At 72.1% G+C, this 14,818-nt stretch carries 15 protein-coding genes; 3 read left to right on the top strand and 12 right to left on the bottom strand.

Going from position 1 to position 14,818, the window contains the following annotated elements; genetic code table 11:
* Positions 1 to 10: 10 nt before the first annotated feature.
* Positions 11 to 2,539: an ATP-dependent Clp protease ATP-binding subunit gene (locus ACFYX4_RS33965; RefSeq protein WP_389341620.1), complete on the bottom strand. Its 2,529-nt coding sequence runs from the start codon at positions 2,537 to 2,539 to the stop codon at positions 11 to 13.
* 430 nt (positions 2,540 to 2,969) lie between these two features.
* Between ACFYX4_RS33965 and ACFYX4_RS33960 the strand changes: the two genes are divergently transcribed.
* A complete protein-coding gene (locus tag ACFYX4_RS33960; protein WP_389341617.1) occupies positions 2,970 to 3,662 on the top strand; it encodes an SCO3374 family protein in 693 nt (230 codons plus the stop codon).
* On the opposite strand, the gene ACFYX4_RS33955 is transcribed toward ACFYX4_RS33960, so the two are convergent.
* The 10 genes from ACFYX4_RS33955 to ACFYX4_RS33910 form a co-directional block, all read right to left on the bottom strand.
* Complete coding sequence (locus ACFYX4_RS33955; protein ID WP_389341614.1) at positions 3,641 to 3,976, bottom strand: Lsr2 family protein; 336 nt, start codon at positions 3,974 to 3,976, stop codon at positions 3,641 to 3,643. The genes ACFYX4_RS33960 and ACFYX4_RS33955 overlap by 22 nt on opposite strands.
* Before the next feature lie 227 nt (positions 3,977 to 4,203).
* Positions 4,204 to 4,737 (bottom strand): amino-acid N-acetyltransferase, encoded by a 534-nt coding sequence (locus ACFYX4_RS33950; RefSeq protein ID WP_389341611.1) that lies wholly within the window; start codon positions 4,735 to 4,737, stop codon positions 4,204 to 4,206.
* Positions 4,738 to 4,746: 9 nt separating this feature from the next.
* Positions 4,747 to 5,175 carry a BlaI/MecI/CopY family transcriptional regulator gene (locus tag ACFYX4_RS33945; RefSeq protein WP_389341608.1) on the bottom strand — a complete coding sequence of 143 codons (429 nt, stop codon included), beginning with the start codon at positions 5,173 to 5,175 and terminating at the stop codon, positions 4,747 to 4,749.
* 140 nt (positions 5,176 to 5,315) lie between these two features.
* Positions 5,316 to 5,495 (bottom strand): hypothetical protein, encoded by a 180-nt coding sequence (locus ACFYX4_RS33940; protein ID WP_389341605.1) that lies wholly within the window; start codon positions 5,493 to 5,495, stop codon positions 5,316 to 5,318.
* A gap of 58 nt (positions 5,496 to 5,553) precedes the next feature.
* A complete protein-coding gene (locus tag ACFYX4_RS33935; RefSeq protein WP_389341721.1) occupies positions 5,554 to 6,267 on the bottom strand; it encodes a hypothetical protein in 714 nt (237 codons plus the stop codon).
* 136 nt (positions 6,268 to 6,403) lie between these two features.
* Positions 6,404 to 7,201, bottom strand: a complete 798-nt coding sequence (locus ACFYX4_RS33930; protein ID WP_389341602.1) for a type III pantothenate kinase — start codon at positions 7,199 to 7,201, stop codon at positions 6,404 to 6,406.
* 15 nt (positions 7,202 to 7,216) lie between these two features.
* Positions 7,217 to 8,215 carry a carboxylating nicotinate-nucleotide diphosphorylase gene (nadC, locus tag ACFYX4_RS33925; RefSeq protein ID WP_389341599.1) on the bottom strand — a complete coding sequence of 333 codons (999 nt, stop codon included), beginning with the start codon at positions 8,213 to 8,215 and terminating at the stop codon, positions 7,217 to 7,219.
* Positions 8,212 to 9,927 (bottom strand): L-aspartate oxidase, encoded by a 1,716-nt coding sequence (locus tag ACFYX4_RS33920; protein ID WP_389341596.1) that lies wholly within the window; start codon positions 9,925 to 9,927, stop codon positions 8,212 to 8,214. The genes nadC and ACFYX4_RS33920 overlap by 4 nt, the downstream gene beginning before the upstream one ends.
* Positions 9,924 to 10,916 (bottom strand): pantoate--beta-alanine ligase, encoded by a 993-nt coding sequence (panC, locus tag ACFYX4_RS33915; RefSeq protein ID WP_389341593.1) that lies wholly within the window; start codon positions 10,914 to 10,916, stop codon positions 9,924 to 9,926. The genes ACFYX4_RS33920 and panC overlap by 4 nt, the downstream gene beginning before the upstream one ends.
* A complete protein-coding gene (locus tag ACFYX4_RS33910) occupies positions 10,913 to 11,842 on the bottom strand; it encodes a Rossmann-like and DUF2520 domain-containing protein (RefSeq protein WP_389341590.1) in 930 nt (309 codons plus the stop codon). Before ACFYX4_RS33910 ends, panC begins: the two co-directional genes overlap by 4 nt.
* Positions 11,843 to 12,004: 162 nt before the next feature.
* Between ACFYX4_RS33910 and ACFYX4_RS33905 the strand changes: the two genes are divergently transcribed.
* Positions 12,005 to 13,225, top strand: coding sequence for a threonine aldolase family protein (locus ACFYX4_RS33905; RefSeq protein WP_389341587.1), 1,221 nt, complete (start codon positions 12,005 to 12,007; stop codon positions 13,223 to 13,225).
* Between the two features lie 11 nt (positions 13,226 to 13,236).
* Here the strand turns inward: ACFYX4_RS33905 and ACFYX4_RS33900 are convergent, their stop codons facing one another.
* Positions 13,237 to 13,476: a hypothetical protein gene (locus ACFYX4_RS33900; protein ID WP_389341584.1), complete on the bottom strand. Its 240-nt coding sequence runs from the start codon at positions 13,474 to 13,476 to the stop codon at positions 13,237 to 13,239.
* Between the two features lie 185 nt (positions 13,477 to 13,661).
* Here ACFYX4_RS33900 and ACFYX4_RS33895 point away from each other — a divergent pair, with 185 nt between their 5' ends.
* Positions 13,662 to 14,768 (top strand): DUF5937 family protein, encoded by a 1,107-nt coding sequence (locus tag ACFYX4_RS33895; protein ID WP_389341581.1) that lies wholly within the window; start codon positions 13,662 to 13,664, stop codon positions 14,766 to 14,768.
* Positions 14,769 to 14,818 lie beyond the last annotated feature (50 nt).

Genomic DNA, 14,818 nt, shown 5'->3' with positions numbered 1-14,818 from the left:
CCCCGAAGGATCAGGCGTCCTTGCTCAGGTTCGGTCCGGCGCCGCCGGCCGCCTGCTCGATCGGCGGGACGTCGGGCAGCGCCGACTTCTCCTCACCGCGGAAGGTGAAGGTCTTGGCCTCGCCTTCGCCCTCGGTGTCCACGACCACGATGTGGCCCGGACGCAGCTCGCCGAAGAGGATCTTCTCCGAGAGGGTGTCCTCGATCTCGCGCTGGATCGTGCGGCGCAGCGGCCGGGCGCCCAGGACGGGGTCGTAGCCCTTCTTGGAGAGAAGCTCCTTGGCGGTCTGGGACAGCTCGATGCCCATGTCCCGGTCCTTGAGGCGCTCGTCCACCTTGCTGATCATCAGGTCGACGATCGCGAGGATGTCGTCCTGGGTCAGCTGCGGGAAGACGACCACGTCGTCGACGCGGTTGAGGAACTCGGGCCGGAAGTGCTGCTTCAGCTCGTCCGAGACCTTGTTCTTCATGCGCTCGTAGTTGGTCTTCGTGTCGCCCGCGGCGGCGAAGCCGAGGTTGAAGCCCTTGGAGATGTCCCGGGTGCCGAGGTTGGTCGTCATGATGATGACCGTGTTCTTGAAGTCCACGACCCGGCCCTGGGAGTCGGTCAGCCGACCGTCCTCCAGGATCTGGAGCAGCGAGTTGAAGATGTCCGGGTGGGCCTTCTCGACCTCGTCGAACAGGACGACGGAGAACGGCTTGCGGCGGACCTTCTCGGTCAGCTGGCCGCCCTCTTCGTAACCCACGTATCCGGGCGGGGAACCGAACAGACGCGACACCGTGTGCTTCTCGCTGAACTCCGACATGTCGAGGGAGATCAGCGCGTCCTCGTCGCCGAAGAGGAACTCGGCGAGCGCCTTGGACAGCTCGGTCTTACCGACGCCGGACGGGCCGGCGAAGATGAACGAACCACCGGGACGCTTCGGGTCCTTCAGACCGGCACGCGTACGACGGATCGCCTTCGACAGCGCCTTGACGGCGTCGACCTGGCCGATGACCCGCTTGTGCAGCTCGTCCTCCATGCGCAGCAGACGCGAGGACTCCTCCTCGGTCAGCTTGAAGACCGGGATGCCGGTGGCGGTCGCGAGGACCTCGGCGATCAGCTCGCCGTCGACCTCGGCGACGACGTCCATGTCGCCGGCCTTCCACTCCTTCTCGCGCTTGGCCTTGGCGGCCAGGAGCTGCTTCTCCTTGTCGCGGAGGGAGGCGGCCTTCTCGAAGTCCTGCGAGTCGATCGCGGACTCCTTGTCGCGGCGGACGCCGGCGATCTTCTCGTCGAACTCGCGCAGGTCCGGCGGCGCGGTCATCCGGCGGATGCGCATCCGGGAGCCGGCCTCGTCGATCAGGTCGATCGCCTTGTCCGGCAGGAAGCGGTCCGAGATGTACCGGTCGGCCAGGGTGGCGGCCTGGACCAGCGCCTCGTCGGTGATGGAGACGCGGTGGTGCGCCTCGTACCGGTCACGGAGACCCTTGAGGATCTCGATCGTGTGCGGCAGGGACGGCTCCGCGACCTGGATGGGCTGGAAGCGGCGCTCCAGGGCCGCGTCCTTCTCCAGGTGCTTGCGGTACTCGTCCAGCGTGGTGGCGCCGATGGTCTGGAGCTCGCCGCGGGCCAGCATCGGCTTCAGGATGCTCGCCGCGTCGATCGCGCCCTCGGCGGCGCCCGCACCGACCAGCGTGTGGAGCTCGTCGATGAACAGGATGATGTCGCCGCGGGTGCGGATCTCCTTGAGGACCTTCTTCAGGCGCTCCTCGAAGTCACCGCGGTAGCGGGAGCCGGCGACCAGGGCGCCGAGGTCCAGGGTGTAGAGGTGCTTGTCCTTGAGGGTCTCGGGCACCTCGCCCTTGACGATCGCCTGGGCGAGGCCCTCGACGACCGCGGTCTTGCCGACGCCGGGCTCACCGATCAGGACCGGGTTGTTCTTGGTGCGGCGCGACAGCACCTGCATGACCCGCTCGATCTCCTTCTCGCGCCCGATGACCGGGTCGAGCTTGGACTCACGAGCAGCCTGCGTGAGGTTGCGGCCGAACTGGTCCAGGACCAGGGACGTCGAGGGCGTGCCCTCGGCGGGACCGCCGGCGGCGGCGGTCTCCTTGCCCTGCTGGTAACCCGACAGCAGCTGGATGACCTGCTGCCGCACCCGGTTCAGATCCGCGCCCAGCTTGACCAGGACCTGGGCGGCGACGCCCTCGCCCTCACGGATCAGGCCGAGCAGGATGTGCTCCGTGCCGATGTAGTTGTGGCCCAGCTGAAGGGCCTCGCGGAGCGACAGCTCCAGGACCTTCTTGGCACGGGGGGTGAAGGGGATGTGCCCGGACGGGGCCTGCTGGCCCTGACCGATGATCTCCTCCACCTGCTGGCGGACCGCCTCGAGCGAAATCCCGAGGCTCTCAAGGGCCTTGGCGGCGACACCCTCACCCTCATGGATCAGGCCCAGGAGGATGTGCTCGGTGCCGATGTAGTTGTGGTTGAGCATCCGGGCTTCTTCCTGAGCCAGGACGACAACCCGCCGCGCGCGGTCGGTGAACCTCTCGAACATCGTTAATCGCTCCTCAGAGCGGTCAGGCAGTGGGGGGAACTTCCCCTCCCTGTCCTTCCGCAGCTTAGTCCCGCAAGCGGGGACCGCTCATTCCAACTGCCGACACCGTCGATGGCCTCCTGACCCCGAACGCCGACATCTGCTCCAACCCGATGGTGCGAGACGATGTTCCCGCAGGCCAGGCAGTTACCCCCATCGCCAGTACGCCGATGGCGAACGTGAGACGTCCTGATCTGCGTGTCGCCCCCTCCCACTAGGGATGTCTTACCCGTCGGGACTGACACTCCATGCCGCGCGCGCCCGTTCCCTCAGCTATGGGCGAACAACCTTGCGCCTCGGGATGCCCCCGCACGCCCCCGATCGCGACACTGTACGCGGTCACACAAACACACAGCGTAACTCGCGGCGCTTCCGGACGGTTGCACTCGGCATGGTTCGCTCACTTCCCATCGTTCCTCCACCGCGTCGTCCTCTCGATCCGGCCGCTCCGAGCGATTCGGCCGCTCCGATTGATTCGGCCGTTCCGGCTGTTCCGGATGACTCGGTTGTTCCGGCCGACCGCATTCGCGGCTGGTACGAGAACGAACTGGGGTGGGCGACGGTGCCCGGGGAGCCGGTACGACTTTCCGTGGGCGTGCGCTTCGACGTCCTGGACGTGCCGGCCGAGGCGGGCCGTGCGGCGCTGCGCCATCTGCCGCCCGGGGCTCCGGTGGCCCTGCGGGGCGACCGGATGCGGCTCCTGGTGGCCGCGGGCAGTGCGGAGGAACTGCCGGCGATCCTGCGCTGGCTGGAGTGGGAGCCACTCCCCCTCGACCTGTCGGCCAGAGGAACGGGCGACGCCATGGAAGCGCCGTCGCCCCCGGACCTCACCGGGCCGCCCTCGCCCTCAGGCGCCGGCGGGGCGGTGCGGTCTCCCGGCCTCGCCGCGGCGTCTCAGGGGGCCGCCGTCTGGCTGCGGCCCCCCGTGGCGGGGTGCGAGGTCGAGGTCCTGCTGCCGACGGTGTCGGCTTTGGGGGGCGGTGGGGGCGCCCCCGATCTGGTGCGGCTGGTGAACACGCTGGCGACGCACTGTCACCGTGTCCGACTCCGGCGCGCGTGTGCTCAGCCGTTGGCCTTCTCGTAAGCCTCACGAATGGTCGCGGGAACACGGCCGCGGTCATTGACCTCGTAGCCGTTCTCCTTCGCCCACGCGCGGATCTGCGCCGTGTCCTGGCTGCCACCGGAAGCGGCGCGCGCCTTTCCGCGTCCGCCCGAAGCGCGGCCCCCGGTACGACGACCACCCTTGACATAGGGGTCGAGAAGGCTGCGCAGCTTGTCCGCATTGGCAGTCGTGAGATCGATCTCGTACGTCTTGCCGTCCAGCGCGAACGTCACGGTCTCGTCCGCCTCGCCGCCGTCGAGGTCGTCGACAAGAAGGACCTGAACCTTCTGTGCCACCGGATTTCCTTTCATCGATAACGTGAGGGCCGGGGGTCTCCGGCGTCCGCCGTTTCGCCGCCCCCTGTTATATGCAGTACTGCAGTACGTCGGAAAGCAAACCGCTTTTGCTGGGAAAACACAAACCCCAAGTTGAGACCCGCGGCCGATCCCGCGACCGGAAACGTGCGCGTTTCGGACATAGGGGCACCCACGCAAGGCGGCTCGGTCCGGAATGGACTCGGCGATCACAGATGCAGAAGCATCCGGCTGTTGCCCAAGGTGTTCGGTTTCACTCGTTCGAGACCGAGGAACTCCGCGACGCCCTCGTCATAGGAACGCAACAGCTCCGCGTAGACATCGGTGTCGACCGGCGTCTCACCGATCTCCACGAAGCCGTGCTTGGTGAAGAAGTCGACTTCGAAGGTCAGGCAGAAAACGCGGCGAACGCCGAGCCAGCGGGCGGTGTGCAGCAACTTCTCCAACAACTGGTGGCCCACGCCCGCGCCCTTCAGCCCGTCCTTCACGGCGAGAGTGCGGACTTCCGCGAGGTCTTCCCACATCACGTGCAGGGCGCCGCAGCCGACCACCTCGGCGTTGTCGTCCCGTTCGGCGACCCAGAACTCCTGGATGTCCTCGTAAAGCGTCACCGTCGCTTTGTCGAGCAGGATGCCGCCACGGACGTACGCGTCAAGGAGACGTCGCACGGCGGGGACATCGCTGGTCCGGGCCCGGCGGACGGTGATGGCTTTAGCGCTGACTTCGGAGGTCCGTGCTGACATGTGCGGACGCTATCGCCCGCCGCTTCCCGTTGCCGAGCCGGGGTTCTCGCCGGCACTCCCGGCTTCCGCGGGCGGCGGCGCGGGCGTTTCCGGACCTTGGGCGATGCGTACGGCGTCGCTGAGCGCCTGTCGCTGTTCCTCGCTCATCATGCCGAAGAAGGCGACGAGAGCGGCCGCGGGGTTGTCGCTCTGCGCCCAGGCGTCGTTCATGAGGGCGGCGGCGTAGGCGGCCCGGGTGGAGACCGCCTCATATCGATAGGCCCGGCCTTCCGCCTCACGGCGGACCCAGCCCTTCTGATGGAGATTGTCCAAAACGGTCATGACCGTGGTGTACGCGATCGAGCGTTCCTGCTGAAGGTCTTCCAGGACTTCTCGGACGGTCACCGGGCGGTTCCACTTCCATACCCGCGTCATGACCGCGTCTTCGAGTTCTCCCAATGGGCGAGGCACAGCTCAGACAATAGTGGTAGATCCCGCCCATCGCGTGTCGGACGTGCGCTTTCCTCGGCAACGCCAACAAAAAGGGCGCACGACCCGACGACGGTGTCGGAGTCGTACGCCCGGAAGGGGTGGTCGGGTCAGTCGTCGGCCGCCCCGGAGGCCGGTCGGGCGGCCTCCGCGCGCGCGAGGGCGGCGTCGACGGCCGCGTCCTCCTTGGCCTTGTTGGACCCGCCCTGGGTCTTCACGATCACCCTGATCACGCCGACGAAGAAGACGGCCATGACGACGGGGGGCAGGAGCGCGGAGACGTAGTCCATGGATCCAGGGTAGCCACGGCCGGACCGTATCCCGGGGCGGGGTCCGCGGCGGGCCCGGTCAGCCGGCGACCAGCGCCCGCCCGGCGTCGGCGGGCGGCTCGGCCGGCTTGCGGCGCGGGAACACCTCGCCCGGCGTCGGGACGGGCCGGCGGACCGGTCCGGGGGCGTCTGGGCCGGGGGGCTTCACCGGGACGGGGCCGGGGCCGGGGGCGGGCGTCGCCGGTTTCTCGGCGGGCTTCTTCTTCGGCTTGTCCGCCGGGCCGGCGGCGACGGGCGCGACGGCGCAGAGCACGTCACCGCCCTCCGGTCGCACCTCCCCGGAACGGCCCCCGGGGAGGGCCAGGAGGCGCGTACGGGACGCCGGGACCGTCGGGGCGACCCGGACGTCCCGCGAGGCCGTACGGCCCGCCAGACGGGCTCGTACGTCCTGCTCGGCGAGCGTCTGGCAGCGGGCCAGGAGGGTCGCGGCGGCCGGAGTGCCCCGCAGGGCCCGCAGCGCGGCGAGGTCGTCGGGGACGGGCCGGTATCCGGCGCCCAGCACCTCCTCCAGGAGCCGGAGGTAACCGGCCGCCGTGCCGGGCAGGGCGGCGCGGTAGCGGCCGAGGTCGGCCACCAGGAAGGCCCGCAGCCGGGCGGCCTCCCGCGTCGCCTCGTCGAGGGACTCGGCGAGGCGATGGCAGTCCTGGACGTCCTCGGCCGAGGCGGGGCCGGGGTGGAGGGCGAGGGCGAGGGCGCGGCGGAGCACACGCAGCTCCTCCGCGCCGAACGCCATGCCGCCGCGGGATCCGTATGGCGTGGGCATGCGGCGACGATACGCGCTAATCAGACAAGTTCGACATAACGGACGGGCGTGGCGCGCCCGGTTCCACCGGCCGGCCCGCACCCGCACACCCGCACCCGCGCCCCGCTCACATGCGCGACACGTTCCGCTCGTAGACCAGGCGCAGCCCGATCAGGGTGAGCCAGGGCTCGTGCTCGTCGATCACCGAGGACTCGCCCAGCACCATCGGCGCCAGCCCGCCCGTCGCGATCACCGTCACGTCGTCCGGGTCGTCGGCCAGCTCGCGCGCCATCCGGCTCACGACGCCGTCGACCTGACCCGCGAAGCCGTAGACGACGCCCGCCTGCATCGCCTCGACCGTGTTCTTGCCGATCACGCTGCGCGGGCGGGCCACCTCGATCTTGCGCAGCTGCGCGGCCTTGATGCCCAGTGCCTCCACGGAGATCTCGATGCCGGGCGCGATGACGCCCCCGACGTACTCCCCGCGCGCGCTGATCGCGTCGAACGTCGTCGCCGTGCCGAAGTCGACGACGATCGCGGGGCCGCCGTAGAGCTCGTTGGCCGCGACCGCGTTGATGATGCGGTCGGCGCCGACCTCCTTGGGGTTGTCGAAGAGGATCGGCACGCCCGTCTTCACGCCGGGCTCGACGAGCACCGCGGGCACGTCGCCGTAGTGCCTGCGGGTGACCTCGCGCAGCTCGTGCAGCACCGAGGGGACGGTCGCGCAGATGGCGATGCCGTCGATGCCTTCGCCCAGTTCCACCCCGAGGAGGGGGTGCATGCCCATCAGTCCCTGGAGCAGGACCGCGAGCTCGTCGGCCGTGCGGCGGGCGTCGGTCGAGATCCGCCAGTGCTCGACGATGTCCTCCCCGTCGAACAGGCCGAGCACGGTGTGGGTGTTGCCCACGTCGATCGTCAGCAGCATGACCGGTTCCCGCTCCTACTCCGCCGCGCGCAGGTCGAGGCCGATGTCCAGGATCGGCGAGGAGTGGGTCAGGGCGCCCACGGCCAGGAAGTCGACGCCGGTGTCGGCGTACGCCTTGGCGTTGTCCAGGGTGAGCCGGCCGGACGCCTCCAGCAGCGCGCGTCCGCCGACGACGCCGACGGCCTCCGCGCACTCGCCGGGGGTGAAGTTGTCCAGGAGGATCAGGTCCGCGCCGGCGTCCACGACCTCGCGCAGCTGGTGCAGGGTGTCGACCTCGACCTCGATCGGCACGTCCGGGAAGGCCTCCCGCACGGCTTCGAAGGCCTGGGCGACGCCGCCGGCGGCGACCACGTGGTTGTCCTTGACCAGGGCCGCGTCGGACAGCGACATGCGGTGGTTGACGCCGCCGCCGCAGCGGACCGCGAACTTCTCCAGCGCGCGCAGACCCGGCGTCGTCTTGCGCGTGTCCCGCACGCGCGCCTTGCTGCCCTCCAGGACGTCCGCCCACGCGCGCGTGGCGGTCGCGATGCCCGACAGGCGGCACAGCAGGTTGAGCGCGCTGCGCTCCGCGGTCAGCAGGTCACGCGTACGCGTGGTGACCGACAGCAGCTTCTGCCCGGCCTCCACGCGGTCGCCGTCCTCGACGTGCCGCTCGACCTCGAACTCGTCCGTGCAGACGACCGAGATCACCGCCTCGGCGACGCGCAGGCCCGCCACCACGCCCGCCTCGCGCGCGGTGAAGTCCGCGGTGGCCACGGCCTCCTCGGGGATGGTCGCGACGGTCGTCACGTCCACGCCGTGGGCCAGGTCCTCCTGGATGGCGACGTTGGCGATGTCCTCGACCTCCAGCGGGTCGAGCCCGGCGTCGGCCAGGAGCTCGGCGAGCGCGGGGTCCAGCCCGCACTCCATGAACGCCTCGTCGTCACCGGCTGCGGCGTCGCCGCACGCACAGCCGTCGCCGCAGCCGGCGCTCTCGACGAGGGGAAGGTCCTCGGGGGTGCTCACTTCTGTCACTGCTCCTGCTGGTGCTGCCGGGTAGGGGGGAAGTCTGCGGTATCGGTGGTCCGCACGGCGAGCGTCCGGTCCGGATTCAGCCGTACGACGATGTGACGGCGCCAGTTCGCGTCGTCGCGCTCGGCGCGGTCCTCGCGCCAGTGGCAGCCACGGGTCTCCTCGCGCAGCCGGGCTGCGGCGACCAGGACGCGGGCCACGCACAGGAGGTTGGTGGCCTCCCAGGTGTCGACGCCGGGCTCGGCGGTCTTGCCGTTCTCGTCGAGGGCGTCGCGGGCCTCGGTGTGCAGCCGCTGGAGCTGGTCTGCGGCCTTCTCCAGGGACTGCTCCGAGCGCAGCACTCCGGCGCCCTCGGTCATGGTGCGCTGGATCGCGAACCGGGCCTCGGGGGCCAGCAGCGGATGCGCGGGCGTCGCCGGGTGCTCGACCGGGGCGGGCACCCGCGCGTGCAGGCCGTCGGCCGCGCGGTGGTCCGCGATGTCGGCGGCGATGCGCTCGGCGTAGACGAGGCCCTCCAGGAGGGAGTTGGAGGCGAGCCGGTTCGCGCCGTGCACGCCGGTGCAGGCGACCTCCCCGCACGCGTAGAGGCCCGGGACGGTGGTGCGGCCGTGGGAGTCGGTGCGCACGCCCCCGGAGGCGTAGTGGGCGGCCGGGGCGACCGGGACGGGCTGCGTGATCGGGTCGATGCCGTGGGCGCGGCAGGCGGCCAGGATCGTCGGGAAGCGGTGCTCCCACATGGCGGCGCCGAAGTGGCGGGCGTCGAGGAACATGTGCTCGGCGTCCTGCTCCTGCATACGGCGCATGATGCCCTTGGCGACGATGTCCCGGGGCGCGAGCTCGGCCAGCTCGTGCTGCCCCAGCATGAAGCGCACCCCGTCGGCGTCGACCAGGTGGGCGCCCTCGCCGCGCACGGCTTCGGAGACCAGGGGCTGCTGGCCCTCCGCGTCCGTGCCGAGGAACAGCACGGTGGGGTGGAACTGCACGAACTCGAGGTCGCTGACCTCGGCGCCCGCGCGCAGGGCGAGCGCGACGCCGTCGCCGGTGGACACGGACGGGTTGGTGGTCGCGGAGTAGACCTGGCCCATGCCGCCGGTCGCGAGGACGACCGCCGGAGCGTGCACGGCGCCCACACCGTCGTGCTGCCCCTCGCCCATGACGTGCAGGGTCACGCCCGCGGCACGCCCTTCCGCGTCGGTGAGCAGGTCCAGGACGAGGGCGTTCTCCACGGTGCGCAGCCCACGCGCGCGTACGGCGTCCACGAGCGCGCGGGAGATCTCCGCGCCCGTCGCGTCGCCGCCGGCGTGCGCTATGCGGCGGCGGTGGTGGCCGCCCTCGCGGGTGAGCTGGATGCCGCCGTCGTCGTCGGTGTCGAAGTGGGCGCCCGTGGAGATCAGCCGCCGCACGGCGTCGGGACCCTCGGTGACCAGGAGCCGCACCGCCCCCTCGTCGCACAGGCCCGCGCCCGCCACCAGCGTGTCGTCCAGGTGCTGTTCGGGGGTGTCGCCCTCGCCGAGGGCCGCGGCGATACCGCCCTGCGCCCAGCGCGTGGAGCCGTCGTCGAGGCGGGCCTTGGTGACCACGACCGTCGTCAGACCGGCGGCCTCGCAGCGCAGGGCGGCGGTCAGGCCGGCCACTCCCGAGCCGACGACCACGACGTCCGCGGAGATGGACCACCCGGGCGCGGGCGCGTGCAGTCGTATGCCTGTGCTGGTCACGAGGCGGCTCCGAAGGTGAGGGGGAGGTTGTCGATCAGCCGGGTCGTGCCGACCCGGGCGGCGACGGCCAGGACGGCCTCGCCGGTGAAGTCGTCCCCGATCTCGGTGAAGTCGGCCGGGTCGACGAGCGCGAGGTAGTCCAGCCGCAGCGGCGGGTCCATGCGGACGGCCTCGTCGAGGACCAGGCGGGCGGCCGCGCGGACGGCCGCCGCCGCGCCGGGGACGGCCTTGGCGACGGCGTGCGCGTCGGCGGCGGCCCGGGACTCGCCCAGGGCGCTGAGCGCCTCGGCGCGCGCGTGCGTGGCGGGCACCTCACGCGCGCGTGCCCGCAGCGCCTCCTGCGCGGCGTGCCGGTCGCGGCCCGCGAACAGCGCCTGGGACAGCGCGAGCGCGGTACGCCGCTCCGCCGCGGACAGATAGCGGTTTCTGCTGGACAGGGCCAGTCCGTCGTCCTCGCGCACGGTCGGCACGGCGACGATCTCCACGCCGAAGTTCAGATCGCGCGCCATACGGCGGATCAGGGCGAGCTGCTGGGCGTCCTTCTGCCCGAACAGGGCCACGTCGGGCCGGGTGAGGTGCAGCAGCTTGGCGACGACGGTCAGCATGCCGTCGAAGTGGCCGGGGCGCGACGCGCCCTCCAGCCGCCCGCCCATGGGCCCGGCGGCGACGCGGACCTGGGGCTCGCCGCCCGGGTAGACCTCGTCCGCCGAGGGGGCGAACACGGCGTCCGCGCCGGCCTGTTCGGCGAGCTTGACGTCGGCGTCCAGGCTGCGCGGGTAGCGGTCGAGGTCCTCGCCGGCGCCGAACTGGAGCGGGTTGACGAAGACCGTGACGACGACCTCGCCGTCCGGACCGGCGATCTCGCGGGCCGCGCGGACGAGGGTGGCGTGCCCTTCGTGGAGGGCGCCCATCGTCATCACGACGGCCCGGCGGCCGACACGCGCGCGTGCGTGCAGCTCGTCGGCGGTGCTCAGCTGGCTCGTGGTCATCCGGCTTCTCCCTCGGCGCCGTCGGTCCCGTTGGCGAGTACCCCGAGGAGGTCCTCGGCGAGTTCCGGCTTCAGCAGTCCGTGGGCGAGCGCGCGGTCGGCGGTCGCGCGGGCCATCGCGAGGTAGCCGCCGACGGCCTGCGGGGCGTGCTCGCGCAGCTCGGCGATGTGCGCGGCGACCGTGCCGGCGTCCCCGCGCGCGACGGGGCCGGTGAGCGCCGCGTCGCCGGAGCGCAGCGCGTTGTCGAGGGCGGCGCCGAGCAGCGGGCCGAGCATGCGGTCGGGGGCCGCCACGCCCGCGGTGCGCAGCAGCTCCATGGACTGGGCGACCAGCGTCACCAGGTGGTTGGCGCCCAGGGCGAGGGCCGCGTGGTAGAGCGGGCGGCTGTCCTCGGCGATCCATTCCGGTTCGCCGCCCATCTCGATGACGAGGGCCTCGGCGGCCAGCCGCAGTTCGTCGGGCGCGGTCACGCCGAAGGAGCAGCCGGCCAGGCGCTGGACGTCCACGGGGGTGCCGGTGAAGGTCATCGCCGGGTGCAGGGCCAGCGGCAGCGCGCCCGCGCGCAGGGCGGGGTCCAGGACGCGCGCGCCGTACCGCCCGGACGTGTGCACGAGCAGTTGGCCGGGCCGTACGGCGCCGGTCTCGGCGAGGCCCTCGACGAGGCCGGGGAGGGCGTCGTCAGGGACGGTCAGCAGGACCAGGTCGGCGCGCTGGAGGACCTCGGCGGGGGGCACCACGGGCACGTCCGGCAGCAGCAGCGCGGCCCGGCGCCGGGAGGCGTCGGAGACTCCCGAGACGGCGACCGGGCGGTGTCCGGCGAGCTGGAGGGACGCGGCGAGCGCCGGGCCCACACGGCCGGCGCCGACGACGCCGACGGTGAGCCGCGCGGGGCGGTCCCTGGGGTCTGGCTGTTGGCTTGTACTCACGCGACGACGGCCTTCCCGTTCCAGTCCGCTTCGGGTACCGGACGATTTCTCGTCATGTTAACGCGATCGGTTCGTCGGGCGTCCGGTTGTCCACAGGCTGTGGGTTTGCGCGGGGCAGAAAAGCGGGTGCTCGCGCGGTCCGGCGCGGGGCATGATCCGGGCATGACGAACACGGCGGAGCGGGGCGGGGAAGAGCCGGTTGAGGAGCGGCGGGAGGAACTGCGGGAGGAAGTGCGCGAGGAGCTGCGGAAGCGACGCTCGGCCGCCCTCCGGGCGGCGGAGCGGGTGCTGTCGCGCCCGGCCTTCAGGAGCAGCCTCCGCGGCCGGCTGGAGCTGCTGCACGAGACGGCGTCCCAGGTGTACGACCTGGACGAGCCCGCGGACCAGTACGGCGACGGCGTCGTGGCGGCCCTGGAGGAGCGGGTCGCCGCCCTGCTCGGCGCGGAGGCCGCCGCGTTCTTCCCGACCGGCACGATGGCCCAGCAGGTCGCCCTGCGCTGCTGGGCGGGCCGTACGGGCAACACCACGGTCGCCCTGCACGCGCTGGCCCATCCGGAGGTGCACGAGCGGGGCTCCCTGAGCACGGTGGCCGCGCTGCGTCCGGTGCGCCTCACGAGTGAGCCCCGGCCCCCGACGGCCGACGAGGTGCGCTCCTTCGAGGAGCCGTTCGGGACGCTGATGCTGGAACTGCCCCTCAGGGACGCCGGTTTCGTGCTGCCCTCCTGGGAGGAGCTCACCGACGTCGTGGACGCGGCACGCGAGCGTGACGCGGTGGTGCACTTCGACGGCGCCCGGCTGTGGGAGTCCACGGTCCACTTCGGCCGCCCCCTGGAGGAGATCGCGAGCCTCGCGGACAGCGTCTACGTGTCGTTCTACAAGTCGCTCGACGGCTTCGGGGGCGCCGCGCTCGCCGGTCCGAGGGCCCTCGTGGAGGAGGCGAAGGCCTGGCGCCACCGCTACGGGGGCACGGTCTTCCAGCAGTTCCCGACGGCGCTGTCCGCGCTCGTGGGCCTGGACCGGGAGCTGCCCCGGCTGCCGGAGTACGTCGCCCACGCGCGCGTGGTGGCCGCGGCACTGCGCGAGGGGTTCGCCGAGGCCGGAGTGCCGTGGGCGCGCGTGTACCCGGAGGTCCCGCACACCCACGAGTTCCAGCTCTGGCTGCCCTACGACGCCGATGACCTCGCCGAGGCGGCGGTGCGGCAGGCCGAGGAGACGAAAACGCTGCTCTTCGCATCCGGTTGGAGCCGCGGCGGGCCGCCCGGGCTCTCCTTCACCGAACTCACCGTGCGCGCCGCCGGCCTGGAGTGGACACCGGAAGACGTGAGGGCGGCGGTGCGGGACTTCGCCGCGCGGCTGAGGGGGCCCGACGGGCGGGAGCCGTGAGGAGCCGGCGCTCAGCCGCCTGCCCGCAGCCGCCGCCGCGGCGGACGGTGCGGCAGCCGGCGCAGCAGCCGGCCGAGGACACGCCGGGCGCGACCGCGGGCGGGGCGGCCCGCGCGGACCGACTCCAGCTCGCGGCGGTGGCGCAGCTCGCGGACGACCTGCCAGTCGTGGGCGCCGGGCGCGGGCGGGGCGGGCTCGCCGTGCCGACGGGCTCGGTGGACGTCGAGGGCGTACTGCTGGGTGATGCTCATGGCCGTTGCCTTTCCGGGACGGACGGGACGTGGACGGGGTGGGAAGTGGACGGGGTGGTTCCCGAGGGCGCCGCGGTCGCCCCGGTCGCTTCAGGCTGCGCCGGGCCGGGGCCCCGCGTCGCCTCGATTGACGAGGGCCGTCAATCGGCGACTGCGTTGTCAGTGGCGGGGTGCACCATGAGGGCATGCGCGTGAGCATCGACATCACGGGACTGCGGCCGGAGAGGATCGCGGTCGTGCCGTCCCCCCTGGCCGAGCTCGGCATGGCGCTGCACGCGCTGTCCGAACCGGGCCACCACCCCGGCCTCCAGGGCTGGGTCACGAGCGTGACCGCGCGCCTCGATCCGCATCTGGCCGACCGGATGTGCGAGGCCGACTTCCTGTGGCGGACGACGTTCTCCGACGTCTTCATGCCGTACGCGGGCATCCCGGGCCGGAGTGCCGTGCCGGGCACCACGCTCGCCGAGGAGCTCGACCTCGTGGACAAGCTGACCGACGAGCAGTTCGTCGACGCGGCACTGGAGTTCACGTGTGCTCCCGGCTACGAGCTGCCGAGCTCCAGCGTCCTGTCCGACGCGGCGCTGCACGACCGCGCCCTCGAACTGGCCGCCTCCCGCGGGCCGCGACAGATGCGCTTCACCCGGCGGCTGCTCGACGACCCGCCTCACGTGCGTGCGTGGCTGCGGCAGTTCCTGGAGGACTGCGACGAGGCCTTCTACGCCGACGTCTGGTCCCGGGTCCGCCACGCGCTCGCCGCCGACGCCCGCCACAAGACGGAGCTGCTGCACCACAAGGGGCTCGCGGAGGCGCTCGCCTCGGTGTCCTCCGCCGTGACGCTGGACGAGCACAGTGCGCGGATCACCGTGGACAAGCTGGTCGAGGGCCGTACCGCCACCGCCGACGGGTCCCTGCTGCTGGTGCCGACGAGCCTCGGGTGGCCGCATCTGATGGTGCTGCACCGCTTCGGCTGGCAGCCGGTGCTGCACTACCCGGTCGGCTCACCGGAGCTGGCCTCGCCGCCCTCCGTCGAGCAGCTGACGCTGCGGATGTCCGCGCTGTCCCACCCCGTGCGCATGCGGATCTGCCGTCTGCTGGCCCGCAGCGCCTACACCACGACCGAGCTGGCCCAGGTGCACGGCATGTCGGCGCCCGAGATATCCCGGCATCTCGCCGTCCTGAAGAAGGCGGGCCTGGTCTCCACCCGCCGGCGCGGCCGGTACGTACTGCACCAGCTGGACGTGACGGTGGTGGCACGACTGGGCAGCGACTTCCTGGAAGGGATACTCCGCTAGGACCGGCCCGGCGCGCCCGCATCGGCCGCCCGCTCGGCAGAAGCGAACAC

This window comes from Streptomyces sp. NPDC002328, from assembly GCF_042890065.1.
Taxonomy (GTDB): domain Bacteria; phylum Actinomycetota; class Actinomycetes; order Streptomycetales; family Streptomycetaceae; genus Streptomyces.
The sequence above is the reverse complement of the archived record's forward strand: the minus strand, read 5'-3'. Positions and strand labels throughout refer to the sequence as shown.

Bases quoted from the DNA above. Each gene is read 5' to 3' on its own strand.
- ACFYX4_RS33940 (WP_389341605.1), bottom strand. From the start codon at position 5,495: ATGGACTACGTCTCCGCGCTCCTGCCCCCCGTCGTCATGGCCGTCTTC.
- ACFYX4_RS33950 (WP_389341611.1), bottom strand. From the start codon at position 4,737: ATGTCAGCACGGACCTCCGAAGTCAGCGCTAAAGCCATCACCGTCCGC.
- ACFYX4_RS33895 (WP_389341581.1), top strand. From the start codon at position 13,662: ATGCGCGTGAGCATCGACATCACGGGACTGCGGCCGGAGAGGATCGCG.
- ACFYX4_RS33935 (WP_389341721.1), bottom strand. From the start codon at position 6,267: ATGGCGTTCGGCGCGGAGGAGCTGCGTGTGCTCCGCCGCGCCCTCGCC.
- panC (WP_389341593.1), bottom strand. From the start codon at position 10,916: ATGACCACGAGCCAGCTGAGCACCGCCGACGAGCTGCACGCACGCGCG.
- ACFYX4_RS33900 (WP_389341584.1), bottom strand. From the start codon at position 13,476: ATGAGCATCACCCAGCAGTACGCCCTCGACGTCCACCGAGCCCGTCGG.
- ACFYX4_RS33905 (WP_389341587.1), top strand. From the start codon at position 12,005: ATGACGAACACGGCGGAGCGGGGCGGGGAAGAGCCGGTTGAGGAGCGG.
- ACFYX4_RS33960 (WP_389341617.1), top strand. From the start codon at position 2,970: ATGGTTCGCTCACTTCCCATCGTTCCTCCACCGCGTCGTCCTCTCGAT.
- ACFYX4_RS33930 (WP_389341602.1), bottom strand. From the start codon at position 7,201: ATGCTGCTGACGATCGACGTGGGCAACACCCACACCGTGCTCGGCCTG.
- ACFYX4_RS33965 (WP_389341620.1), bottom strand. From the start codon at position 2,539: ATGTTCGAGAGGTTCACCGACCGCGCGCGGCGGGTTGTCGTCCTGGCT.